Consider the following 26,294-nt stretch of genomic DNA (forward strand, 5'->3'; position numbering starts at 1 on the left):
AATATACACAACAAACAAGAGGACAGATAAAGTCCTCCTAGTATACAAAGTTATACAGATTGTTCTGTATGCGGACATTTTGTACGGATTATTAATCAATCTTCATACAGTGTATGATAAAATCAATATGTATTTAGGAGGGAGGATCTATGGAGAGAAATCTGCAATATAAGCGTACGGACAGAAATATTATCCATGCATTTTTAGAACTGCTGCAAAAGAAACCCTTCGAAAAAATTATTGTTAAAGATATCCTCGAAGAAGCGATGGTAAACAGGTCTACATTTTATATGCATTTCAAAGATAAATATGAAATTGCAGAGCAGCTTCAGGCTTATTATGTTGATGAACTGAAGATAATGTTTGTTGATATACTTGGTAAGCAACCAGTACATTTCAGTGAAATCAATGATCTGAGCAGCGCTTATTTCATGAAAAATAGAAAAGCGTTAAAATCACTGATGAAAATCAGGACGGAACAAATAGATATCATCAGCGCATTGAAAAAATTTATCCAGGAAGAATATCTTGCTTCTTCTCATGGACCTCATGCAAAAATGGAAGCAAATATGTGCGCTAATATCGCAGTAGGTTTTATGACCCACTATATTGAAAATGAAAATATTTCCACGGATTTTCCTGAGATATTTGTGGAAGTGTTTTTGAATGCATCGCTTAAAATAATGACTTTAGAAAACGATACTGAAATGAAAGAGATGATTATTCAGAGGATTATTGAAAAGAATAGTAAAAAGTAGCCGGAGATGCGATCCGGACAAACGAAAATTATATCGAAAGCGATCAACATGCTGTCTCATTAAGTTTGTTAATCGCTTTTTATATGACATATTGATCAATTGCGAGTAAACCCCGACGGGAGATTGATGATATGCTTAAATTAGTCTATACACAAACAGTTATACTTCGAAAGGCATGCTTATATCCAAAATATCACTAAATGGATATTATTGAGCTCTCCGAGCCATTATAGCTTGATTATTTGAAAATGCAAACAACAGTGGCACTGCTTCTGGTGGCGCAATAATTTCCTTGAGCCTCCATCACTTTGCCTTCACCAGTGTAATAAAGTATAGCAAAGGACATGAGTGGAAAGATTGAACTGGATCAGTTGCTTTTATACCGATAAAGAGGGCATTTCAATTGCAGAAGCTTTGACAGCGCCCATTACGTCAACTTATAATCAACAGCGCATAAATTTAATTATGCGCTGTTTTTAAGATACGCTGATGCTAGCGCGAATAACGAATCAATTAATTACGATAATCTCACTTTTAATTTTTGAATAGGAAATATAAAGGCCGACAGTTAAAACTGCCGGCTTTGTGTCAATTCAAATGATATTTTCGAATAAGTTCAGCATGTCTATTCATTCCGCGTCTCTCCAACTCCTGCACAAATACCTGCCATGGAGGAATATTACTCATATAGGGAGTAGGGCCATTATAAAGACCGCCTCCCGGCCCATTATAAAGTCCTCCACCTGGTCCATTATAAAGACCGCCGCCGGGCCCATTATAGAGTCCACCCCCGGGCCCATTATAGAGACCGCCTCCGGGCCCATTATAAAGTCCACCCCCAGGCCCATTGTAGAGACCGCCCCCTGGTCCATTATAAAGACCGCCGCCGGGCCCATTATAAGCGCCGCCCCCAGGCCCGTTATAAAGTCCTCCTCCCGGTCCATTGTAAAACCCCCCACCGGGCCCGTTATATTTGTTTCTATTCCACATTTCGAACCTCCTATTAATTTAAATAGTTTCCAATTATAGATTAGCACATCTTACTGAGGTGATCATTTACTTTAATTTTAATATCGTGTAGTGAATAATATCGGCAATAAATCTACTAGTCCGCGAATATTTTAAACAATATTTTAAAAATACTTTAGTATAGAACCATCAAAAAGGTTAAGTATGCTGCTAAAAACAAAGACTGTATACTCGCAGATGAGTTGCAGCCTTTGTTTTTATTAGTTCGAATTTTTTATTTTATGTAAATGAGTCAAAGTTCAATCATTCGACATAAGTGTAAACGAATTGCGGGTTTATCTTATATTTGGAAGGAAGAAGGAAAAGGTTTGTCGAAATATTACTAACACATTTTCACTTTTCAAGAACTACCTTTCTAGGTAGTGAAGATAAAAACCTTATATAGTTCTAATAGAAAAATATTAATTTTTTAAATGTTGTTATTTAAGTTATGGGGAGTGGAAATTTTGAAGGAAGATCTTTTTACTTATTATAATGATCAAGCTTCAAATAAAGCGTTGATTTATTCACATATGTATTATTTTCATAAATTTTATATAGTCCTAATTTATTTTTCTATGTTGATGGCAATTTCAAGTGGTATTTCTATACTTTTTTTAGCATCATATCCATGGTGGTGTATTATCTCACTTCCAAGTACACTTCTCTTAATTGTATTCTTGCATGCACTAAATAAAGTATTTGATAAGAAAGCGATGAAAGTACTAAAAAAACATCATTCTATTATCTCAAATCCGAAAAAATGGAGAAAATCAAAATCCGATATACAGTTTCATCTCATCTCAGAATATCTTCTTGATAATAATGTGTATGTGAAGTGGAAGATAGAGAAACTTATCGATTCTTATACAAAAGATAATGAGAGGAGGAAACTTTCTCCTTTAGTAGCTCCAAGTATTATTTTAGCTATATCGATTCCTAATCTCACCCAACTCTTAACACATATATACGCCTATTTTAATGCATTAGATAATGTACCATTAAACATTCAAAATATGGATTCACCTGAAATTACAATAAATACGACGGTGTTCTTTGTGGTGTTTATTGTTTCTTTACTTATAGCAACAAGTATTTCAATGTTGAATAAAGTTAAAGAAGATATCAAAGAAATGATTATGGATAAAGATGGCCCTATAAGAAATGGTTTAATAACAACACTTGAGAATATTTTGTATCAAATGAATGATTAGAAGTTAAAGTCTAATTTTCATCAAACGTATATATTCAAAAAACATAGTAGATTAATGAGCAAGGAGTACAAAAGTCTTGAGGGGAATTCACCTTAGAAGCTTAAAATATTTGCTGAAGTTACAGCTTATAGATTTTTCAGAGAAATATATAATTAGAACTAAGTCTGGGGAGAATTTTAGTGTGGACTTAATTTTGAAACATAGATATGAGGTTGTTACTTCGCATTAAGAACTACGTTTGTCTACAATCAGAAACACACATTAAAGGAGTGATATAGTGTTAATTGAATGGATAAAGATTAATGGATTTAGAAACTTCGATAATGAAACAATAAATCTTGCAAATCAAACATTAATTATTGGAGCTAATGATGTAGGGAAAACTAATTTAATATATGCTTTGAGAATTTTATTTGACCGGAGCCTAAGTGAGAAGGATTTGGAGTTATACGACAGTGATTATAATGTTATTACTAAAGCACAAAATATGGAGATAACAGTAAAAATCACGGAGATACAAGAAGACTGTTTAATCAGTACATTTAAAGGTGACCTCCAGAGTGGAGTAGTGTATATCCAATATAAAAACTCGAAAAGTGGTGAATATACTATATTAGCCGGACATTCTGAAGAAACATTAGAAGTCAAACAATCACGTTTTTATATAAAAAGACTTAATATGGAATGTGTAAATACAACACGTAACTTAACATCATTGATGAAAAGAGAAAGAAATCAAATTCTTAATGATTCGAAATTATCCCTAGCAGAAAAATTAATGGAAGCGGATGAAAAATCTATAGGAGAAATGAAAGTGGACTTGAATACTATGAACTCCAAGATAGATAATTTAAACTATATTAAGAAGTCTTTGGAGAATGTAAACGCTGAATTAGGCGATCTAGCCATACATAATAAAAGCCAAATATTAAGTTTTAAAAATGCTAATTCCGATATAGTGCAAATGCTGGATAATCTCGAGCTAACTTATGCTTCAGATAATGAAACGCTTACATTAGGTGGAGAGGGTCGAAATAATCAAATATTTATAGCGACATGGGTTGCAAAACAGAAAAATAGAAGAACCCTAGAGAAAGTTACTTTTTTTGCTATTGAAGAACCAGAAGCTCATTTACATCCACACCAACAAAGAAAACTCTCGAATTATTTATTGAAAAATTTCGCAGAACAAGTATTTATAACTACACATTCTCCTCATATTGCATCTGAATTTCGTCCTGACAAAATCGTAAAGCTTTATCAGAAACATAAGTTGACTAAAGTTGCTAGAGGTGGATGCAGTGAAGCAATAAAACTGGATTTTGATGACTTTGGATATAGGTTAGATGCGATAACTTCAGATGTTTTTTTTGTAAATGCAGTTCTATTAGTAGAGGGTCCCTCAGAGAAGCTTTTTTATACAGCCTTATCACAGAAATTAAATATTGATTTGGATTATCTAAATGTCTCTATTATTTCCGTTAATGGTATAGGGTTTAAACCATATGTGAAAATTTGCCTAGCGTTAGATATTCCATTTGTATTGAGAACAGATAATGATATTTTTAACAAATCACATAAAGTCTCGCCTTCTGTTTCTATAGAGTTATCGTATCAAGCAGGAATATCTCGAGTAATGGGGATTTATGAAGAATTGCTTGAAAGGGGAAATGAAGCCCTACTCGAATACTGGAAGTTAAATCAGAAAGATAATGAATGGTTGGAAAAAGTAAGTATACCAGAAAAAGCTAAACTTTTATCAGAGTATATTACTAAGGCAATTGAGAAGGATAATATTTATTTATCTATGAAAGACCTTGAAAATGATTTAGTGGAAAGTAAGTTATACAGCTTTTTGAAGAAATTTTATAATACAACTACAAAAAAAAGCACAGTAAAGAAAATGCAAAAAGCTAAGGCGGAAAATATGCTTAGTTTCTTGAAAAGTAATATAAACAATTTGGAAGTTTTAAAGGGAGATAAAATTGCAGAGCCCTTAGAGCAAATCAAAATATTAGCTGAAAGGGTTGTATTAAATAATGGGTAAGCTAATAGAACCTAGTGATGAGCAACTGAGGATTATTGAGAAGCAGGGAAACCTGGTGATTACGGCAAAACCAGGAAGTGGTAAAACATTTACTGTGGTGGAAAAGATTAAATTCATATCAAAAAAGCTATTAGATTTCCAAGGAGTTATTGCTATATCTTTTACTAGAAAGGCAAGTCAAGAATTAAAAATACGTTGTAAAAGAAAAGGTATTGAAAGTAAATCGAATTTTTTGGGGACAATTGACAAGTTTTATATATCTGAAATAATTGTCCCATTTACAAAAATTCTTGTGAGTAAAATAATTCCTTTAGAAGTTAGAGATAATATTGATGATTATCCTGAATACCAACGATTAAAAGGTCTAAAAGATGATTCGAATAATAAAGAATTGCTACTTTTGTTGAGGGAATCCTTATTAAATGGACATATTTTTTTAGAAATCTGTGGTGAAACTGCACTCTATATTTTGAATACCGTTCCAGAATGCTTATTATACTTAAAATCAAAATATACACATGTTTTTATTGATGAATACCAGGATTGTGGTGAAATTCAACACAATATATTTTTGAAATTAGTAGATCAAGGCATAATAGGAATTGCGGTTGGAGATTTAGATCAGGCAATTTACGCGTTCAGTGATAGATACTCCAAATTTTTATTCTCATTAATGTCTAATAAAGAATTTGATCACTTAGAAATCACAAGAAACCATCGATGTCATAAGTCAATTTCAGAATATTCGTTAGCGCTCATGGGAGTTCCAGATATTGTATTAACAGATGAACCGAGAGTTTTTAAAGTTGATGTAATAGGAAGCGATGAAGCAGTTATAAGTGCGATTGAACGTAATATGCAGATGGTTAGAATGAATTATGGAATAGTGAATAATAATGATTTTGCTATTTTATGTAGAAGTAATGAAAATGCGAGAAGAGCTTCTCAATTTCTTAAGATTGAAAACAAACTATTTGTAGATACTGCACTAGACAGAAGTAATACGAATTGGGGTATGCTTTTTAATGATATATTAACTTCGTATTTCTCATATAAAGTTGGTTTAACTACCATTTTAGAGTTTGTCGAAAACTACTTCAATGAAGAATATGATATAAAAGGGTTTGAAAGCGGATTAATAATTATTAGTAGTATTTTTTTATTAAATGAAGATCAATTAGTTGAACACCTGGAGTCTTTTGTGAAATTTGCTAAGCTTATTTATCCAGAAGAGATAGATAATGGGATATCTAAGGAATTAAATACCGTATTAGGGGATAAAGAAAATCGTAATAGTTTTAAACCTGCGACTGAAAAAGAAGTAAACATCATGACATTACACAAGTCTAAAGGACTTGAGTTTAAATGTGTTTTTCTTTTAGATGTTTACAGATGGATATTACCAGCTGAAGGAAATTGGCTCACAGAAGAAGACTATACTCAATCTTTAAATCTTCATTATGTCGGAATAACTAGAGCAATAGAGGCTTGCTATATTATGCAGGGTACAAAAAGATATAGATCAAGACAAGGTGATTATTGGTCAACTGAGGGCTCACCGTTTTTATTTATTAATAACGTTTCTAATTTAAGGGGAGCTTTAGAATGGGAGCTATAATAAAAAACTAGTACCAGAGCAAGGTGCATTCTCTCACGAGAAGTAGCCTTGCTCTATTTTATTACAAGAATAACACTAATTAATAAATATAATTCTTTAGTAGTTTTTCGTGAAATGAGTTATTTATTGATGAATCAAACAAGTCATGCGATGCTTCGCCAAAAAAAACATCTTCATTGAAAATACGCTTAATATAGGACCTCATATAAATCGGAGCGAATAAAACGAGTGCTAAAAATTCAAGGCCTTTACAAATCTCCATAGCTCTATAGACTATTGGTATCTCATAGGGCAATGTTGATCCACAAAGTACCCTTAAATTAGCGTTAATGAAATCCACATGAGGTTCAGAGGCTCCTATTACTCCACAGTCAACTACATAAAAGTTATAGTCCTGATTTAATTCTTTCATCATATAGAAGTCAGAACCTTCTATTGAATAGGCATTTCCATTTTTATCTGGTTTGAACAACTGAATGATATGGGCCAGATGATTACTGGTATTTGATTCAAAATAGCAGGCAGTCCCACCATGAGCATTAATCCAACAAACTAAATTAAATGCCGTAGTGGTGACGCCTACTCTCCGGTCACATCCAGCTATGGCAATTACAACATTAGTGCATTTAAACTGGAATTGAGTTACTTCTTCCACTGGTGAAGATGGAGGTACCACCTCTATTGAAACAGATTCTTTAGCAGGATTACGTCGAAGCATTCCCACTTCTGAAAAACACTCTCGAAGCTCATCTTGAATCATCTCTATTGTTTCGGCAGTAACCACATTTTGAATATCTGCTTTTATCAGTTCTAGTAAAAAAGGACTGCTCTCCGGCAGTCCTTCATTAATCATAATAATTCGCATTTCATACTCCTCAGAAATGAAAAAAAAGTGCTTGTAATAATTCTTCGTCAATCTCCTTTATTGCTCCACGTTCAATAGCTAAGTAGCGAACATGGTTAAAAAACCGCATAGTATCATCATTCTACCCTTCCTTCATGAATAACAATATGATCCCTATGATCACTAGACCCATGTAGAAGAATAGCTCTATGAGCTGTTTCTTTTTGTCCATGCTCATCGACCCCATGCTGTCCCCATCAGTATTTTGAACAAATACTAGGCTCTGCGGGACGTTAGAGTCGATCATCAAAAAACACTCATCACAGATCAGCAGTACCTGCTCAGTCCGGTCCTGAGACATTTGCTCCCAGCACCAGGATAAGAGGTTAAAGAAACAGCCTACACCTTGGTGTCAAGGTGTGGGCTGTTTGACGCTTACTGTTGTTGCAGATAAGTATTCTAGGATGTTTGGCTAAATACGGATAAATGGGCAGTTCCGGCAGTGAAGATGGCTGTGGCTCTTGGTTTATACGGACCGGACATCAAGGCGGATGTCAAGGGGGCTGTTGACTTCAAGTCCAGAGAAGCCCTGAGCAAACAGGAGAATGCTGCCATTCTGTATGCCCTGTTCACGAATCCGATAGATCAGATCGTGGCCGGACTGGCGGAGAAATCCGGCGAAGCGGGTAAATAATCTTGACTCAAAGAAGAGCACATTCTAAGGGATGTGCTCTTTCTTTGTGTTCAAATGTACTTCTTCAACAGCAGCTTGTTGAACCCATAGAAAAATAACCCATTCAGGAAACCCACTGCGGTTGTTGTGTAGGCTGAGATTAGATATCCTTCATTCGGTACATTAGAAACAAGGTTAATGACAATAATGGAGAGAATCAGACTGAAAGCGAATCCTCCGAGGGTGAAATATAACAGGTTGAGCAGAAAAACGCCTCTGCGCTTTTTAATCATGCTATCAATAAAATCGTCCAAATAGATATAAATCAAAACAGCATACACTAATAATATGGCAATAAGCCCATAGAAGCCTGCAGGTGGAGGCTTATCCGACAGAGCAAAAAAGAAGAGCGTCCAGAAGGAAATGAAGGTGACGAAGTTTATCATTTTTATTTTTCTTAACAATCTTATATCCATCGTGTCCGTTACACCACTTTCGTATTAGTTGACATAGTTTACATTTATTATATTATTACCTGCCTGTTTTAGCTTAACAAGCGAATGGCCATATATTCCTGCGATTACTTCTATTCGCAATGAATTATTATTCTAAGCAAAGTTTATTATAATAGCAATCTAGAAAAACATGTGTGAATATTGTAATGAATTTCTGAAAATAATGTAAATTTTTCAGAAAAAAACGGGAGTATAGTGTGATAGTACAAAAAAGCTTACGTGAGCTATTCAAAACAGAAACTCAAGAAGTTAAAAAATCACAACAACATCTGAGCTAAATGCACAGGTGAGGATCTACATAAATTGGATAATATAGTAAATTATTATCTCGGAAGGATTTGATTAATAATGAGTAAAAGTAATTTTTTTAGATTTGAGCGTAAAAATGATTTTCCGTTCTACAGCGAACTGCAATCCCCCACTTTGAATTTGAAGAGCAGCCTTATTTTTCTGATTGCTGTTGCTGTGGGTTTCGCTCTATTTCTAGTGGGGTTCGGGGGAACTTATGTACAGCCCTTTATGAATGTGATTTTCCCTTTAGCAGCAGTGATCTTCGTTGCACGGGGCCATTGGACCTCTCTATTCAGAAAATTGGTTGCGAAAGATATAGTTTTAATTCTGGGGACGTACATTGTGAATCTTATTGTGACACTTGGTGCCGGTTCAATAATTACAAAATTATTTAATGTTAGTGCAAATCCAGTGAGTGAAGGATTCGATGGTAATTTCATTGAGGCAATTCCGACATTCCTGAAGATGATTCCGATGCTGTTTGGTGAAGAACTAATAACAATACTTCCATTCTTAGTCATTCTCTCGCTGGGCGTACAAAAACTTAAATTGAGCAGAAAGTCTGCGGTCATTTTAGCGTGGATAGTGGCCTCCATTATTTTTGGTGCATACCATTTGCCAACTTATAATTGGAACATCGCCCAAGCCATCCTCGGTATTGGTATTGCACGGTTTGTTCTGCTGTACCCATATATTAAGACTAAGAATATTTGGACATCGTTCATAGTGCATGTGCTAAATGACTGGACTATTTTTGGGTTTGCGTTTTTGTCTTCAATGCACCATTAATTGGTGTTGTTGATTATCCCCGGACGCCCCACACCCTCAACAGCGGACCTGCCTCACCATAAACAGGATCACTATCCGGCAGCGGCACTTGTCCGATTTCAGGGAGCGCCGCCGCGAAGTCGTCCGGCGTCGCCCGGCGGGTGTTGTAATCTGCTCCGCCGGGATAAGCGCCAGCGATGCGGAAGTCCTGCGAGGAAGTGAGCCGCTTATGCGCTGTACCGGCAGGCAGCACCAGTACGTCTCCGGCCGACACTTCAACCCTGCGGCCGGTATCGCCGCCGAGCTGCAGGCTGGCGCTGCCGGACATCACACCGAGCACCTCATGCGCATTGCTGTGGTAATGGTGATAGCTGAATACCCCGTTCACCCAGCTGTTCCGCCAACCGTTATCATTGAAGATCTGCTCTGCGCTTTCCGGATGCTCCTGAAATGCACCTTTATATAGAACTGCCGGAAGCTCCGGATTATTCGGCAGCAGCTTGTCCGCCTTGAAGGCGAAGGTTTCTATAGAGACCTCCTGCTTCGGTTTGTCATGATGAGATTCTGGCATCCCTAATCAACTCCTTGTCTTTAGTTGTCATTAACCAAACCCTTTAGATTGCACAACATAGAGTACCCGCTTGCCGTTAATTTTCTCCAGAGTCTTGATAATCTGAGGGTCTATCTGACAACAATAGGGTAATTCATGGCATACAGTGTAATATATCTGTTGTAGATGGCATGAGAGGGAGGTCCATTATGATACGTAAAATAGGTACACTGCTGGCTGCCGCGCTACTGCTGCCAGCACTCTTCATTATCCCGGCGGCGGCTGCCGCTCCGGCACAAGACAAGGCTACTACGGTTCAGGTGGCAGCGGCAACCCAGAGTCCGGCCACGAACGGACTGGTGCCGCTGACCGGCGCAATCAACGGGAATCTGCCGATTCATATGTCGGTCAAGATTGAGAGCAGCGGAAAGCTGACCGGCAGTTATTATTACGACAAATACAAAAAGACGATCAAGCTCACAGGTGATGTCAGCGGCAAAATAGTCAATATGTATGAATACGATGCCAAAGGCAAAGAAACGGGCCGCTTCGAGGGCTGGTGGATTGCCGGCACCGGCTTTGCGGGGGTATGGAGCAATCCGGACGGTACCCGCCAACTGCCGGTAGAGGCGTTAACGGCAACAGCCGCCAAGAGTGTTAAGGTTCCGGCAGCTGCCGAGTGGAACGGCGAATGGTATATGGCAAGCAAATCGCCTTTCTATGGGGGATATGTAGAATTCAGCAACGTCAAGAGCGATAAGCTGACCTTTTCCATCGATGCGTTCGATGGCGGCCATTCCGGCCAGCTGTATGAAGAGTCGGCCGTGGTCCGCAAACGGATGGCTGTATATAAGGAAGAGGACGGTTCGGTTGTCTTTTTCTACCTGCTGAACGGCCAGCTGTATGTAACCAGCCCTTCGCCAGTATACTCTGCGGGAGCGAATGTAACCTACACCGGCGAATATGCCAGAGGTCCGTACAAAGAGGGCGTCTACACGCTGAAGGATACAGGTGTATTCAAGACAGCTGCGGAAGACAAGGCCTTCCGCACAGTTGTAGGGGATGATTACGATCTGTTCCTGTACAGCATGCAGCTGCTGGATAAGCCGAAGGATCTGGATGGTCTGGGTGCAAGTGTAATCTCAGGCGGCGTTCGCGGACTGTTTACACTGACAGAAGCGATTATTATGTATGACAAACAGGGCCATTATTGGGCAGCGGTACTCGACACGGATGAGGAGAACAGCCTGGAAGAATTCGATATCGCCATTGTCCGGTTCTACACCAACGTGCCGGATACAACTGAACTGCCGAAGACGATTGCCAAATGGACGGAAGCCTTTCCCGATTACGGGGTTGTCTTTATGAATAATTAATCATGAACAAATAACAGCCGCAGAGTACCGTAGTTATGCCGGTGCCCTGCGGCTGTTTTGTTATTTTATACTAATCTTAAATACATCTCCGGCTTGACCGCCAAACACAACCATACCGCCTTGCGGCAAGACTGCTGAAGGGTCCTTGGTCACCACAGAGAAGTTTACGATCATTCCATCGGCATCATATACAGCGAAGCCGCCGCTTGCCGGAGCAGTTACAGTCATTGTTTTACCGGCTGATTTCTCACCGATCTTGAACCATATTCCTTGCCCGTTAGCGGGTACCGTACTGATTGACGACCGGCCTCCATAGATAGGCTGAACCGCATCTTCGCTGATATAAGCATTGCCATCGATGGTTAAATACTCCGCATCGTTCTTCGTATAGAAATTCAAATCAAATGCATCTCTTCCGTTCATGACCGGTATTTCAGCTGCATTGACGGACTTGTGCTCATCCACAATCCGGGTGCCCGAGGCATACCCCTCATCCACAGCGATATTCTTCATTAGGATCGCAGGGGACAGATAAAATAATGAATTGATCTTTTCATCCAAAGCATAGTAATTTTTCCCGTTTCTCTTTTCCCAGGCCTGCTTCGTCACGGGGGTTAGAGGATTGGATTCCAGCTTCTGATATTCGTAGGTTACCATCACCATCTGGCCGGCTCCGGGGAAATCCAACTCGGCATTAAGCTTTAGGTAGGTTTTGCCGTTCTTCTGCGGATCGAAGCTTACGGCGGAACGGCCATCGCTGCTCTTAAATTGCCCGTTGCCTGTGTAGATATATTTCTGTGCGGGGATCAGTCCGCCTTCCAGGGCAGGCAGGTCAAGCTCCCCGTCCTTAACCGTTATAGCTGTTGTAGCGCCTACTGTACCGTATAATCCCGAATAGGATTGTAGCTCAGCAGGCATGGACGCTTTTACCGGGGGCTCGAAGGTTTGGTCAGGCAGGAGCTTGTCAATCTTCCCGGTATCCTTCAAGTACTCCAGCAGGACATTCGAGGCGAAAATCGTATTGAAGATCGAGCTCCCGCCGGAGGAGAGCACAGCAATCGAAATATCGGATTCAGGTATTGCAGTTAGCGCAGCATGATACATAATGGTATCCCCGCCTTTGGTTAGTGCGGTGATTCCGTAATCGCTGAACGGGGCCAGGCTCACAGCATCCCAGCCCAGACCATAGCTGAAGGTGTTTCGTTCATCCGGTACCCAGATTCCATTCTTATATTCAGGCTTCTGCATAGCCTTGACGGAGGCTTCGGATAAAATATCCGTACGGTTTCCGATCAGCACTTCAGCAAAATCGGTCAATTCTTCTGCCGTGGAATAGACTCCACCGGCACCAATAACGTTGGCGTTCTCAACGGGCAGAGCCTGCTCCAGCCCCGGGAAATAGGTTTTGGCCAGCTGCTGTCTGTCAAACGTATCGAGCGGCGTTTTGGTGGAGCTTAACTGCAGTGGACTGCTCAGGTACCGGTCCAGGAATTCGGAATAGCTTAAACCGCTCACCTGCTCAATCATGAGCTCGAGCAGCTGAAAGCCATCGTTGCAATACACGGAATATTCTCCGGGATCGGATTTCAGATGTTCGGACTCCAGTCTTGACAGTAATTCATCATGATTCTGTGTGTCGTTGTCATCCAGCAGCATGCTGTTGCCATAGTGGCTGCCGTAAAGACCTGACGAATGATTCATTAGCATCCGCGGTGTAATGTCCTTATATCTGGCATCGGCCATCTTAAACTGCGGTAAATACGTAGTGAGGGGTTTGTCGATATCAATGGCCGTAGAATCCGCCAGGATCATCGTTGCGGCAGAGACATGCATTTTACTGACCGAGCCAATCCCAAACATCGTATCTTTCGTTACCGGTGCCTGAGTGGCTTTATCGTACACACCGGCACCCCCGGACAGGGTGATAGAACCTTTATCCCTGATGGCATACTGTAGTCCGCTTACTCCATAATTGGAGATGATCTCTGAAGCCAGCGCGCGGGCCTTTTCTTCCACGGTTGTCCCCTTCTCCTGTGCCGAGGCCTGGGCCATGGGGATCACTAACACCGAAGCCAATACTGCGGCAATCAACTTCTTCATCCTTATTTCCTCCTCCTGTTGCTGCTCGAAATGTAATCATGGATTCATCATACAAGCAAGAAGGAGGGAGAAGATCCGAAGTACCCTGAAACGAAAAAAACAATCCCTAAACAATGGTTTTGTCTAAGGATTGACCGTGTGAAAGGGGAGGACGACCATATTGTTAAAGACTTTGTGTCCGGACTCGATGGTCATGTTGCCACCGTACTTATCGCATATTCTGGCTATATTGGTTAAGCCGATGCCATGATACTCCGGGTCCGGCTTCTGGCTGTGCAAGGGGGCGGTCACTTTGTCCATATGATTAAGGATGTGGATGAACAGCGCAGATTCATTCGAATGAATCTGGATGAGCATGTACCGGTCCTCTGCCACCTTAACTTTCTTAGAGGCTTCTATCGCATTATCCAGCATATTGCCAAGAACGACACATAGGTCATAACGGTCAATATTTACTTCCAGCGAATAGAGCTGAAGCCTGGTATCTATTCTAATTCCGTTGGCCTGTCCAATATTGAGGGTATTCGTGACCAGAGCATCTATAACGAGATGTCCGGTGTTCACCCGCTGATAGGCGTCCTCGACTTTATTTAAGGTAACCCTGATATGCTCCAGTGCCGCCGCTGAATCATTTCGTTTAATACACTCTTCAATGTAGAGAAACTGCTGGTGGGTGTCGTGAATAATCCGCTTAATGGATTTGAAGCTGTGCACCGTTTTCTCATAATTCGCATCCTGATAATTCATCTGGTGCTGCAATTGTGCATTCTCATGCATGAATTGAAATTTATCAATAATCGTATCGAAAATATAGACGACCATCACATTCAGGAACAGGAATCCGATGATCGCCATGAAATAATAGATGTTTTTCTCACTGGTGACAGTAAATACATTGATCTGATAGATACTGACCAGGGGGACGATCAAGAAGAAAATGTAGTAACGGTAAGGCAAAGAGAAGCTTCTGCGTTTGGAAATGAATCTGATCACCTGAATAACAGCAAACATAATCACACAGCTAAGGATTAAGGCCTTCGTAAAGGTCAGCCGGTCCTGCCCGTTACCCGAATCCAGGGTAGTGAAATCTATGGAATCCAGACTTGAGAAAATATAAAGCGAGATAAAACTGACCATTGTCATCAAAACCGCATACAGGATGGAAAAAATGACCTTGGTCTTAATCTCCACATCATAGGATTGCGCCAAACCAAAAATCATCAGCAATGCGACACAAGAGGCTATATAGGAATTCATCGGAATGACTAAATACATGAAACAAAGCAATCCGTAAATAATGAAGTAAACGATCCGGTTAGCCTTCCTGGCAGACTTGTCAAAGACGGAATTGAAGAAAAAGTTGGTTTGAAAGCACATCACCAGCAGCACACAGAGGACGATCGGCAGGTTATATAGAATCATACGAATTACCCTTCATGATCATGAATTTGGTGTAGTAATCTTTAACCTCTTTGATCTTGGAGCGGCCTATAGGGAGCTCCATCCCATTCGACATGAGAACGGAGCCGCTGGCGAACTTCTTCACATGCAGCAGGTTGATAATAATCGAACGGTGGATGTGCAGGAAGTTACTGTCTTTTAGAGCTGCGGCATAATCTGCAATAATACCCTTGCTCTCATAGATTTGGGCTTTGGTGATCACATGCAGCTTGCTTTTTATTGTAAGGCTTTTGGCAACCTCAATCGCAAGGATATCATCATATCTTAATACAACCTCATCATAACCGGATTTAATGACCATGAATTTCTTATCTTGGGCCTGAAAATATTGGCATAGCTTGGTGATCTTCTCTTCCAGGAGGAGAGGTGCTACCGGTTTGATTAAATACTGGAATGTGATGACATCGAAGCTCTCCACCATATATTGAGGGTAGCTGGTCAGGAAAATAATCTGTTCATCAAAGTGCTTCAGCTCGCGGATTCTCCGTGCAGTCTGAATCCCATTCATTCCGCCCATCTCCACGTCAAGAATTAGAATATGGAAGGGCACTTCGCCGCGCTCATAATGAGCGGCCAGCCGCTCTCCCGAGTGGAATAACTCCATCTCGAATTCAATATTTGTCTTGATGGATAAGCCTATCAGAGTTCTTTTAACAAGCTCCCGCTGCTTCTCCTCATCATCGCATATCGCTACTCTATACATGAATGCCACCCCTTTCGTTCCGGTGCAATATCCTATAAATGTATTCATAACAGTATATAGCATTATTAATAATGACAAACAACTTCTTGGATCAAATGCAAATTGGAATCCCTGGAATACAGTCGGATTGGGGGCTCTGGGGGAGGGAGTGCAGGTTTTGGGTAATAACTATTATCCAGATAGAGGAGGTATACAATGAACAAACAATTATTTTCGGCAGCTGCCACTATTATTCTATCCGCCTCAATTTTAGGCGCGTGCAGCAACAATGAAGTTGCAAATGAGACAGAGCCAACAGCAACAAGTATAGCGACGACGCCAGTTGTTGAAGCTACAGCCACTCCAGTACCTTCGGCCACTCCCTCCGCCACGGAGGCACCAGCGTCCGCAGCTCCTGACCCTACTGATCCTCAGACCTCTGAACGGCCAGAGACCCGGGAATTCGGTGAACAGGAGGGTGGGGTTAGCGGGCAAACGGCTACACTGGAGCAAGGTGATGGCTATTCCCTATATATCACTGGGGATTTCACATTGAATGCACAGACTAACCGTTTATCACTTACGGAGGACCCGGCCTACTATGCGGAAATTGAAAGTTTGGCTTCTGAATACGATCTCACTGCGCTGAAGCAACAAGGTGAAACTGAGCTTACCGCTACAGGCAGTGCTAAAGATTATAGCGGGGAATTGGTTGAACATCCGCTCGGGTTTGCAGAATTGTATTTGCAGGCTACTGGTGATAAAGGAGTAGTAGATTATATGGTATGGAAGAATCAGGCAGGGGAAGCTTTTCTTTTCCGGATACACAATCCTAAAGGCGCATTGTCCAATAAGTTTTCTCCCTGGGTAATGGTTTCCCTGGCGACACTTGAAAGAAATTAAAGTCCTGGTTCAGGATATTCGTACAATTCATACTGTTTACCCGTCAGCCCTAATGGGTGGGCGGGTTTTTTTGTTGAATATATCCCGCTTAAAGTTTGGATTCTATAGCTTATAGAAATCACAGATCAAATGAGTTCATTTGATTTTCATAAGATAACGTTGCAAAAAGCAACTATATTTTATTTTACCTCCATATAAACAATTAAACGTTGAATTATTGCAACGATATGCTATACTAATTTCGAATACAGATGTATCAAGATATCCAGAGGAGAAGATATGATGGAACAGTATTTCTTTCAAACGGCTCGCAGCATTATCGCGGGCTGCGGCTCCTTGGAGCGGATTGTGGAGCATCTGCAAAGACTGGGATCTCTGAAATCGGTACTGCTTGTATCCCAGCCCTTTCTTCAAAGCAGCGGCACGCTGGATGAAGTTACAAACCGCCTGAAGAGCGGCGGGATCGCCGTGCACTGGAATACCGATGTTCAGCCTGAACCGACCATCGCCCAATTGGAAGCGCTCTCCGGCGCAATAGCCGAAGTTCCCTGCGATGCGATTATAGGTATCGGCGGAGGCAGTGTGCTGGATGTTGTCAAGCTTCTGTCTGTCATGAAGACCAACAGCCTCTCTGTCCGTGACATGCTGGGGACGGATCTGATTCCGAATCCGGGTATTCCGACAGTCCTGATTCCCACCACCTCGGGCACAGGCTCGGAAGTGACACCCAACGCTATTGTGACTTTGCCGGAGGAAGAGCTGAAGATCGGTGTTGTCAGCCGGTACCTGCTGCCGGCATTAGTCATTCTGGACCCGCTGTTGACGCTTGGTTTGCCGCGTGATATTACAGCCTCGACAGGAATGGATGCCTATACCCATGCGCTTGAATCGTTTATTTCCAACAAGGCCAACCGGTTCAGCGACATGTTCGCACTTGAATCCATCCGCAGCATTTCTGCCAGTATCCTGCAGGCCTATCACCACGGAGACGACAGAAAAGCTCGGGAGGATATGCTGATCGGTTCCATGTACGGCGGAATGGCATTGACCTGCGCCGGAACGGCAGCTGTACATGCCTTGGCTTATCCGATTGGCGGGAAATTTCATGTGCCGCACGGAGTGGCTAATTCCATGCTTTTGCCGCATGTAATGGAATTTAATTTCGATGCGATTGTGGAACGGCTGGCTCTTGTAGCCGGAGCGATGGGGCTTCAGACCGGAGAGGGAAGACAGCGGGATGCGGAGCAGGTGATCGGGCAAATCCGGCTGTGGACGCAGGAGATGAGCATTCCTCAGGATTTGACGCTCTTCGGAGCTGCGCGCGGCGATATTCCCGGTCTTTCACTCGCGGCTTCGCAGGTTACCCGGCTGATGGCTAACAACCCGAAGGTGATGACGCTGGATGACATCGGTGCGGTATACGGCAAGCTGTTTCACTAAGGAATGGTTTGATGCTGCCTAATGAACGGCGGCTGGGTTATAATGGCATTAAAAAAACAAGGATGAATAGCTGCATGAAAATTAAAGCAATTGTCATTGCTCCTTACCCGGGGTTATTTGAATTAACGCTAAGCTTACAGAATGAGCTGCAGGAATTTGAGATTGTAGTGGAGCATGGAGATCTGTCGAGGGTGCTGCCGCTGATCGGCCGCATTCACTCGGAGGGCTACGATATCATTATCAGCAGAGGCGGGACGGCAAAGCTGCTGCAAAAGCATTCCTATCTGCCCGTTGTGGAAATTCCCGTTTCCGGATTCGACATATTACGGATCCTGACGCTGGTACAAGGATACAATGCCAAATGTGAAATGATCGGATTCCCCAATATCATCGAAGGCTTTATGTCCGTGTCCAGCTTGATGGAGGTCGATATTTCATACACGGTTATCCATCAGGAGCAGGAAGTCAGTGCTGCCCTGGCAGACGCCAAAGCGAGAGGCATCCAGGTTATCATTGGCGACAGCATTACGGTCAAGATCGCGGCCGAAAGCGGTCTGCAGGGCGTATTAATTACCTCCGGCAGGGAGTCATTAATGGAAGCGTTCTCGCGGGCCGGACAGCTCTATAAATCAGCCCGGAAGCTGAAGGTCAAGAATGAAATGTACGAAGCCATGCTCGGTAAGCTGGAGGACGGATATGCGGCGGTGGATCAAGGCGGCAAGCTGGAGTTCGCCAACCCTTCGTTCAAGCAGCTTCTGCGGCTTCCTGAAACAGCAGATACGCTCTATACCATGTACCCCGGTCTGCGGGAAATGCTCAGGGACGCCGGCCGGGGGGCGGACTTTGATACGGTGACATCCGTTTATGAACCGGAGCAGGGCTTGTACCTGCAGGCGCAAATACTGCCTGCCGCAGATGAACGCTTACTGTATATGCTGCATTCATCCGTTGATGAACCGGAACGCAGCGGTCTTGCCGCCAGTTACCTTCTGACGGAAGCCCCTTATTTCTCCCACCGGGAAGACGTCGGGCTGGAGACGGACTTTCAGGCTTATCCCGCAGCCGTATATGGCGAAAAGGGCAGCGGGCGCAAGCGTTACGTTATCAACGCCGCCCTCTCCGAATCAAGGGACGGCATTCTGCACCTTAATATCCGGAGATCATCGGAAGAGGTGCTGAAAGCCATGATGGAGCTGATGCTGTACGGCGGCGGGCGCGTTACCGCCATAGAAGGGGCGGAATTGCTCTCTGCCAAGCAGCAGAGGGAACTGGCTGAATTCATTATCAAGCGCAAGATGAAGACGGTGTTTCTGTTTGACAGGGATCCGGAGGTGCTCGCTGCTGAGGACCGGCTGGCCGGCAAGCTGCTGCGCAGCTTACAGGACCGGAGAATCCCGCTTCCGGCCCTGCGGGATACGCCGTGGCTGGAACGCAGCATCCGCGCCTGCCTGATCTGGACGAATGAACGCCAGGGCAAGCAGATTGCCGGTATCCGGAGCGAGGTCATGGAGGCGCTTCTCGCGCATCCGTGGCAGGGTAATTTCACCGAATTGCGCACGGTGATGGATCTCTTTGTAGCGGCATCCACGGGGCCGTTCATTGAACCTGAGGCGCTGGCGCTGCTGGAGGAAGGAAGCCGGAAAGCACGCAGCGGGTTAGACACGGTGCCCGGCAGGGAGGAACTGAACCTGTATCAGCCGCTGGAGGACATTGAACGGGATATCATCCAGACCGTCCTGGAGCAGGAGAATATGAACCAGTCGCTGGCCGCCAAGCGGCTTGGCATCAACCGCTCAACGCTGTGGCGCAAATTAAAAGAGGATTGACAGGGCGGCTGCTCCCTGAAGCAGCGTTCTGCTGTATATGTGTAATTGCTGTTGTATGGAGGGGGTTAGAAAATGAACATCGCCGTCATCGCGGATGACTTGACCGGGGCGAATGATACGGGGGTGCAAATGGCCCGTCAGGGCCTGTCCACTTCTGTACTCCTGGAGCTTAAGACGGGCGGCGGGAAACAGGAGGCTGTTGTATTTGATACCGACAGCCGCTCTCTTCCTCCGCAGGAGGCTTATCAGAGAGTCAAGGATGTATGTCTGTTTCTGGGGCGCGGCGGAGAAGCTACCTCTCCTGTCATCTATAAGAAGTTTGATTCTACGCTGCGCGGAAATATCGGCAGTGAGCTGGACGCGGTTTATGAGACGCTGCAGCCTGATTTCATTGTTATTGCCCCGGCTTTCCCGAAGGTGGGACGCACGCTGACAGAAGGAATTGTGTATGTGAACGGGATGCCGCTGCACGAGACGGAGATGGCCAATGATCCCAAGCATCCGGCAACGGAATCGGCCTTCTCTGCCATTCTTGAGCGGCAAAGCCGTTATCCGGCCGCCCTTATTCCGCTGGAACTGCTGAGAGGCGGGCGGGCTGCGCTGGATAAGCGGCTTGCCGGCTGCCGCCAGTCAGGCATTCCTTACCTTGTGTTCGATGCGGAGCAGGAAGAGGATCTGGCCTTGATCGCTTCCTTGTTCCCCGGAGGACCGGGAGGTCCGAAAGTGGTATGGGCCGGTTCAGCGGGTTTGGCCGGCGCATTAACAACGCAGATTCTCTGCAGCATCAGGGAAGCGCCGAAGCAAGCGGGAGCTGGGGTAGTACTGGAGAGGCCGGACAAAAGCCAGGCAACCCACTGGGGGAATTCCTTGTATTCAGATCCGAAATCTGTGCTTATTGTAGTGGGCAGTGTCAATCCGTGGTCGCGCCGCCAGCTGACCGAGCTGGTCAAAGAAGAGGGTGTCTCTGCTCTCGTGGTTGAATCGGATAAGCTGCTCTTCCCGGGAACATGCGCTGTGGAATTAAACCGGGTCCGTGAGCTTGCAACCGGTATCATCTCCCGGGAGGGAAGGCATGTGGCGCTCTATACGCCGGGCAATCCGGAAGAGGTCGACCGTGTCACTGAGCTTGGGCGCACCGGTGGCCTGAGCGCTACGGAAGTAGGCGAGCGCATCAGCGCAGCGCTTGGCCGGGTGGCTGCTGAGATTATCGCCGAGTGCGGTATCCGCCATATGGTACTAACCGGAGGAGATACCGCGAAGCAGGTCTGCCACCATTTAAGCGATGTGGAGATTAAGCTCATTAATGAGGTGGAGAACGGAGTCCCGCTTGGGCGGACGCCGGGTGAATCCGGCAGATATATTATTACGAAAGCGGGGGCTTTCGGAAGCGATCAGGTACTGGTACGCTCCGTGAAGGCTCTGCAGAGAGAGGTGTGACATGATGAAGCCGATTATTGCCATTACTATGGGGGACGCGGCCGGTATCGGTCCTGAGATTATTGTAAAGGCGTTATCGCACCCTGATATTTATGAGGTGTGCCGCCCGCTCGTTGTCGGTGACACCGGAACGCTGGAGAGGGCGGCTGCCATCTCCAGCCGGGATGCAATGAAGATTCGCCCGATAGAAGGAGTCGCAGAGGCGCTTTTCCAGCACGGGATCATTGACTGCATCAATCTGAAGCTTCTGCCGGATGCCGTTCCTTACGGGCAATTGTCCGCAGCGGCGGGAAATGCAGCCTTCCATTATATTGCCAAGGCTGTTGAGCTGGCGAAGTCCGGTGAAGTCCAGGCCATCTGTACCGCCCCGCTGAATAAGGAGGCGCTGCATAAGGGAGGGCATCTCTATCCCGGACATACCGAAATTCTGGCCAAGCTGACAGAGACGGAGGATTTCTCGATGATGCTGTCCACCGGCCGCCTCAAGGTTATTCACCTGACGACCCATGTCGGGCTGATCAAGGCTGTGGAGTTGATTACGCCGGAACGGACGTATAAGGTGCTGAAGCTGGCGGATCAGGTGCTGCGGGCAGCGGGGAATAATCATCCGCGGATTGCCCTGTGCGGCATCAATCCCCATGCAGGGGAGAACGGGTTGTTCGGAAACGGAGAGGAGGAAGAGAAGCTGGTTCCGGCCGTAGAGAAAGCACGGATGGAAGGAATGGATGTATATGGTCCTGCTCCGGCGGACACCCTTTTTTACAGGGCCATGCGGGGAGACTTTGATATTGTTGTCGCCTGCTACCACGATCAGGGACATGCGCCCATTAAGGTGCTGGGCATAGAGGACGGCGTTAATATTACCGTGGGTCTGAAGGGCGGGATTATCCGTACCTCTGTTGATCACGGCACAGCGTTTGATATTGCGGGAAAAGGCATTGCGGATGAGAAAAGCATGCTGGAGGCGATCCGTTCGGCTGTTGAACTGGCCCCGAAGCAGACGGTTTAAGCATCAACATACCGGGAAGGTTTGCGCTTGAAATAGATCTGAAATGAATCTGAATGAATAGGAAGGGACTGGGAACCATGCTGGAAGTGAAGGGAATTATACCTGCGATGGTCACTCCGCTGGATCAGCGGGAGGAGATTGACGAGAAGGCACTGCGGAAGATGGTGAACCGTTACATTGATGCCGGAGTGCACGGGTTGTTTTGCCTGGGGACCAACGGCGAATTCTTTAATCTTTCTTTTGAAGAGAAGCTGGAGGTAGCGCAAATCGTCATTGATGAGGCCCGCGGCCGTGTGCCCGTATATGCAGGTGCAGGCTGTTCCGGAACACGCGAGACCAGCCGTCTGGCGCAACGACTGGAGCAGGCGGGAGCGGACGCTCTTTCCGTGATTACCCCTTATTTTCTTACCTATACGCAGGCTGAGCTGCAATACCATTTTGAAGCCGTAGCAGGGGAAACATCGCTGCCCCTTGTGCTGTATACGATTCCGGTCCGTACAGGCAATACCCTCAGCGTGCAGACTGTGGCCAGGCTTGCGGAATTGCCGAATGTGGTCGGCATCAAGGACAGCAGCGGCAGCTTCGATAACATTCTGCAGCTGATCGACCGCACACCGGAATCCTTCTCCGTGCTTGCCGGAACGGATTCGCTGATTTTGTCCACGCTGATGGCGGGCGGCACAGGGGCTATTGCGGCAACGGCCAATATTTTCCCGGCCACAGTGGTGGCCATTTATGAGCATTGGCGCCGCGGTGAATATGAGCAGGCAGAGCAGGCGCAGCGTGTCCTCCGCGGTTTGCGGGCAGCCTTTGCGCTGGGTACCCTGCCTTCCGTGCTGAAAGCGGTGCTGGATGAAATCGGCTTACCGGCAGGTCCGGCCCGGCGGCCGGTAGCTCCGCTCACCCCCCAGGCCTTGGAGGAGGTGCGAGGTATGGTGGCCGATTATACAGCGAGAGGGTTATTGTGATTTTTCGGCCTATTGTATTGCAAATTGCAACTCCTATTAAAAAACAGTAGCACAAAAAAGATTTTGTGCGCAATTTTCCATGAGGTATAGCTATTTTTGCATTAATTTTATACTTGGGTCATGAGATACTACTTCTGAAGACACTCTTAGTATTTCAAATTACACTTCGAGGGGGAACTAATAATGAGAAAAAAGAAAGCGTTTTATTTAGTCTTTGCCGCTCTGCTTGCTTCAGGGTCTGTGCTGGCCGGCTGCTCACAAAATACAAAAACGAATACCTCTAACAACGGCAACAGCGGGGCGGAAGGAAGCAGCAGCTTTTCTTATTTGATGCATGATAAATTTATCAACTGGCTGAAGGAAGACAAGTGGTATCCGCATGTGGAAACGGCAACAGGCACGACCGTTGAATTTGTTCCCGGCGGCTCTAACGATGATGAGTACTACGCTTCCGTGGACCAGAAAATTATTAGCCGTACCTTCCCTGATTCAGGTATTGTTTCCGTTTCACAGGCTACCGTATACGGTGCCCAAGGCGCGTTTGTTGACCTGGCTCCGTATATTGAAGAGTTCGGGCCTAATATCAAGAGCTATATCGAGAAGAACCCCAGTTACAAAACGTTGATTACCGATAAGGACGGACAAATATTCGGGCTGGTTGCCGAAGCTCCGCGTTTTGCAGACTTCATCTTCTACCGCGCCGATCATTTCGAGAAGGCCGGCATTACCAAGGCTCCGCAGACGATTGATGAGCTGACCGATGCGATGCGCAAATTGAAAGCGTATTACGGCAAGGATGATAAGAATTACTATCCGATGGTCGGCCGTGAAGGCTATATCCGCTTCCAGAGCGCGTTCAATGCAGCCGCGAATTACGATGACGGCATATCCAGAGGGGTGTACGGCAACGGCAAAACGGGCACTGACCTGTATTCCGACGGATACAAGAAAATGGTGGAGTGGTATAAAACACTTTACAGCGAAGGCTTGATCGACCCTGAATGGGTGGCAGGCTCCGGTACGGAGGAAAGCTGGGAATCCAAAATGCTTACAGGACAAGGCTCCATCAGCTATGACTACCTGACCCGTCCATCCTGGTTCATGGATAATGGAGGACCGGACAACGATCCGGACTACAAGATTGCCATCCTGCCTTATCTGAAGGACCTGAACGGAAAGCCTTCCGTGCAGACAACGGAAACCCAATACAACACCCTAAGAGCAATGGTTATTAACGCAGACAGTAAAGACAAAGCAGAGACGATTATCAAATTCCTGGACTATCTCTATTCCGATGAAGGACAGACGCTGGTTTCATGGGGCGTTGAAGGGGAAAGCTATAAAGATGAGGGCGGAAATAAGCAGTACACAGTGGACTTCACGGAGCAGGAAGCAACGCCCGCCGGAGAACCGCGCTGGTCTTTCCTTAACGACCGTCTCACCTTCGTCAAGCCGATTGACAACGACGCGTTCTACTCCTGGAATACAGAGCTTGTACGCAATGCTGCACTGGAGCTGTTCACAGACGAAAGTCTGAAAACCGGTGTACAGGTGACCTACTCGGCTGATCAGTCTAAACAATTGGCTGATCTTTCCGCTAAGGTCAATGAGGCGGTTACCGCAGGAGTGACGGAATTCGTCAACGGCAAACGCCCAATGAGTGAATGGGATGCCTTCCTCGGTGAAATGGAAACAGCAGGATATAAGAAGATTGTAGCCCTACAGCAAGAAGCTTACGACGCCATGTACAAGTAAACAACAGCACTGGCCGCGCCTTCCCCCCGGAAGGCGCGGCACCTAAATACAGGGTACAAATTCAGATCAAATGGGTGGTGGAGAAAGTGATAACAAGTGACAGAATGACGCCTCTTCCCCGAAAAACGGGGATGCGCCGTTTTCTCGCCTATATGAATACGAACAAGCTCCTGCTGCTCATGCTTTTGCCCGGTTTGATCAGCCTGGTATTGTTCAAACTGGCTCCGCTGGGCGGGATGATTATCGCTTTTCAGGATTTCAGCGCTTTTCGCGGGGTGCTGGGCAGTCCGTTTGTCGGTCTGGAGCATTTTCAGCGTATCTTTGAAGACCCGTATATATGGACCCTTGTCAAAAATACGCTCATTCTCGCTTTCTATTCCCTGCTATTCACGTTTCCCATTCCGATTCTGTTCGCCTTGCTGCTGAACGAGGTGCGGGTCCGCTGGATTAAAGGAAGCGTGCAATCCCTGAGCTTCTTGCCTTATTTCATCTCTTCGGCCGTTATGGTCAGCATTCTGTACACGCTGCTCTCGCCTTCGACCGGCCTGGTTAACGACATTCTGGCCCGTTTTGGCCTGGACACCATCTACTTCATGGCAGAACCGGGATGGTTCCGCAGTAACTATGTGCTGCTCCAGGTATGGCAGACCTTCGGCTATTCGGCAATCGTGTATATTGCTGCAATGGCTGCTATTGATCCATCCGTCTATGAATCTGCTTCGCTGGACGGTGCCAGCCGCTTTCAGCAAATGCTTCATATCACGCTCCCTTCCTTGAAGCCAACGCTTGCCATCATGCTGATTATCAGCGTCGGCAACATTTTCACGGTCGATCTGGACCGGATTTTGCTTATGTACAATCAAAGCGTCTATGAGACGGCTGATGTTATACAGACTTATGTATACCGCCTGGCCTTTGCCAGCACAGGGTTCCCGGAATACAGCTACGGCACGGCAGTCAATCTGCTGAAATCGCTTGTTGCTTACGTTCTGGTTGTCGGAACCAATAAGCTGTCCACTAAATATTCCGATACACGGCTATTCTGAGAAAG

The 26,294-nt window shown here is 45.0% G+C and carries 22 protein-coding genes; 15 read left to right on the forward strand and 7 right to left on the reverse strand.

The features are described 5' to 3' along the window. The first annotated feature begins 149 nt into the window (after positions 1–149). Positions 150–758, forward strand: coding sequence for a TetR family transcriptional regulator (locus tag GC101_RS28290; protein ID WP_171720055.1), 609 nt, complete (start codon positions 150–152; stop codon positions 756–758). Positions 759–1,441: 683 nt separating this feature from the next. Here the strand turns inward: GC101_RS28290 and GC101_RS28295 are convergent. After that, positions 1,442–1,702, reverse strand: coding sequence for a hypothetical protein (locus GC101_RS28295; RefSeq protein WP_171720056.1), 261 nt, complete (start codon positions 1,700–1,702; stop codon positions 1,442–1,444). 531 nt (positions 1,703–2,233) lie between these two features. Here GC101_RS28295 and GC101_RS28300 point away from each other — a divergent pair. The 3 genes from GC101_RS28300 (at position 2,234) to GC101_RS28310 (ending at position 6,645) form a co-directional block, all read left to right on the forward strand. Continuing rightward, positions 2,234–2,980 (forward strand): hypothetical protein, encoded by a 747-nt coding sequence (locus GC101_RS28300; RefSeq protein WP_076222778.1) that lies wholly within the window; start codon positions 2,234–2,236, stop codon positions 2,978–2,980. A 277-nt stretch (positions 2,981–3,257) separates the two neighbouring features. Then, positions 3,258–5,027 (forward strand): AAA family ATPase, encoded by a 1,770-nt coding sequence (locus GC101_RS28305; protein WP_171720057.1) that lies wholly within the window; start codon positions 3,258–3,260, stop codon positions 5,025–5,027. Then, positions 5,020–6,645 carry a UvrD-helicase domain-containing protein gene (locus GC101_RS28310; RefSeq protein WP_171720058.1) on the forward strand — a complete coding sequence of 542 codons (1,626 nt, stop codon included), beginning with the start codon at positions 5,020–5,022 and terminating at the stop codon, positions 6,643–6,645. The genes GC101_RS28305 and GC101_RS28310 overlap by 8 nt, the downstream gene beginning before the upstream one ends. A 79-nt stretch (positions 6,646–6,724) precedes the next feature. On the opposite strand, the gene GC101_RS28315 is transcribed toward GC101_RS28310, so the two are convergent. Then, a complete protein-coding gene (locus tag GC101_RS28315; protein WP_246354551.1) occupies positions 6,725–7,510 on the reverse strand; it encodes a hypothetical protein in 786 nt (261 codons plus the stop codon). 481 nt (positions 7,511–7,991) lie between these two features. On the opposite strand from GC101_RS28315, the gene GC101_RS28320 reads away from it, so the two are divergent. Beyond that, positions 7,992–8,183, forward strand: coding sequence for a hypothetical protein (locus GC101_RS28320; protein WP_171720059.1), 192 nt, complete (start codon positions 7,992–7,994; stop codon positions 8,181–8,183). Positions 8,184–8,233: 50 nt separating this feature from the next. Here GC101_RS28320 and GC101_RS28325 read toward each other — a convergent pair whose 3' ends face one another. After that, positions 8,234–8,608: a hypothetical protein gene (locus tag GC101_RS28325; RefSeq protein WP_171720060.1), complete on the reverse strand. Its 375-nt coding sequence runs from the start codon at positions 8,606–8,608 to the stop codon at positions 8,234–8,236. Positions 8,609–9,025: 417 nt separating this feature from the next. Between GC101_RS28325 and GC101_RS28330 the strand changes: the two genes are divergently transcribed. Continuing rightward, a complete protein-coding gene (locus GC101_RS28330) occupies positions 9,026–9,757 on the forward strand; it encodes a CPBP family intramembrane glutamic endopeptidase (RefSeq protein WP_171720061.1) in 732 nt (243 codons plus the stop codon). 13 nt (positions 9,758–9,770) lie between these two features. Here the strand turns inward: GC101_RS28330 and GC101_RS28335 are convergent, their stop codons facing one another. Beyond that, positions 9,771–10,307, reverse strand: coding sequence for a cupin domain-containing protein (locus GC101_RS28335; RefSeq protein WP_171720062.1), 537 nt, complete (start codon positions 10,305–10,307; stop codon positions 9,771–9,773). A 188-nt stretch (positions 10,308–10,495) separates the two neighbouring features. Between GC101_RS28335 and GC101_RS28340 the strand changes: the two genes are divergently transcribed. Beyond that, entirely contained in the window at positions 10,496–11,662 is a 1,167-nt protein-coding gene (locus tag GC101_RS28340) for a hypothetical protein (protein WP_171720063.1), read from the forward strand. Positions 11,663–11,722: 60 nt separating this feature from the next. Here the strand turns inward: GC101_RS28340 and GC101_RS28345 are convergent, their stop codons facing one another. From GC101_RS28345 to GC101_RS28355, 3 genes are all read right to left on the reverse strand, one after another. Then, positions 11,723–13,762, reverse strand: coding sequence for a serine hydrolase domain-containing protein (locus GC101_RS28345; protein WP_171720064.1), 2,040 nt, complete (start codon positions 13,760–13,762; stop codon positions 11,723–11,725). Between the two features lie 123 nt (positions 13,763–13,885). Next, positions 13,886–15,184 carry an ATP-binding protein gene (locus tag GC101_RS28350; RefSeq protein ID WP_171720065.1) on the reverse strand — a complete coding sequence of 433 codons (1,299 nt, stop codon included), beginning with the start codon at positions 15,182–15,184 and terminating at the stop codon, positions 13,886–13,888. After that, the gene (locus GC101_RS28355) at positions 15,171–15,926 is read right to left on the reverse strand and encodes a LytR/AlgR family response regulator transcription factor (protein ID WP_171720066.1); all 756 of its coding nucleotides are present in this window, start codon (positions 15,924–15,926) and stop codon (positions 15,171–15,173) included. The genes GC101_RS28350 and GC101_RS28355 overlap by 14 nt, the downstream gene beginning before the upstream one ends. Before the next feature lie 195 nt (positions 15,927–16,121). Between GC101_RS28355 and GC101_RS28360 the strand changes: the two genes are divergently transcribed. From GC101_RS28360 to GC101_RS28395, 8 genes are all read left to right on the forward strand, one after another. Then, a complete protein-coding gene (locus GC101_RS28360) occupies positions 16,122–16,808 on the forward strand; it encodes a hypothetical protein (protein WP_171720067.1) in 687 nt (228 codons plus the stop codon). A 279-nt stretch (positions 16,809–17,087) separates the two neighbouring features. Continuing rightward, positions 17,088–18,248 (forward strand): iron-containing alcohol dehydrogenase, encoded by a 1,161-nt coding sequence (locus GC101_RS28365; protein WP_171720068.1) that lies wholly within the window; start codon positions 17,088–17,090, stop codon positions 18,246–18,248. 74 nt (positions 18,249–18,322) lie between these two features. After that, positions 18,323–20,074 carry a PrpR N-terminal domain-containing protein gene (locus GC101_RS28370; RefSeq protein WP_171720069.1) on the forward strand — a complete coding sequence of 584 codons (1,752 nt, stop codon included), beginning with the start codon at positions 18,323–18,325 and terminating at the stop codon, positions 20,072–20,074. Positions 20,075–20,146: 72 nt separating this feature from the next. Further along, positions 20,147–21,511: a four-carbon acid sugar kinase family protein gene (locus GC101_RS28375; protein ID WP_171720070.1), complete on the forward strand. Its 1,365-nt coding sequence runs from the start codon at positions 20,147–20,149 to the stop codon at positions 21,509–21,511. A gap of 4 nt (positions 21,512–21,515) precedes the next feature. After that, positions 21,516–22,520 carry a 4-hydroxythreonine-4-phosphate dehydrogenase PdxA gene (gene pdxA, locus GC101_RS28380; protein ID WP_171720113.1) on the forward strand — a complete coding sequence of 335 codons (1,005 nt, stop codon included), beginning with the start codon at positions 21,516–21,518 and terminating at the stop codon, positions 22,518–22,520. Between the two features lie 77 nt (positions 22,521–22,597). Beyond that, complete coding sequence (gene dapA / locus GC101_RS28385; protein WP_171720071.1) at positions 22,598–23,488, forward strand: 4-hydroxy-tetrahydrodipicolinate synthase; 891 nt, start codon at positions 22,598–22,600, stop codon at positions 23,486–23,488. A 183-nt stretch (positions 23,489–23,671) separates the two neighbouring features. Continuing rightward, on the forward strand, positions 23,672–25,243 hold the full coding sequence (locus GC101_RS28390) for a type 2 periplasmic-binding domain-containing protein (protein WP_171720072.1): 1,572 nt from the start codon (positions 23,672–23,674) through the stop codon (positions 25,241–25,243). A gap of 86 nt (positions 25,244–25,329) precedes the next feature. After that, positions 25,330–26,289: an ABC transporter permease gene (locus tag GC101_RS28395; protein WP_216626775.1), complete on the forward strand. Its 960-nt coding sequence runs from the start codon at positions 25,330–25,332 to the stop codon at positions 26,287–26,289. Positions 26,290–26,294 lie beyond the last annotated feature (5 nt).

The organism is Paenibacillus phytohabitans, assembly GCF_013141775.1.
Taxonomy (GTDB): domain Bacteria; phylum Bacillota; class Bacilli; order Paenibacillales; family Paenibacillaceae; genus Paenibacillus_AQ; species Paenibacillus_AQ phytohabitans.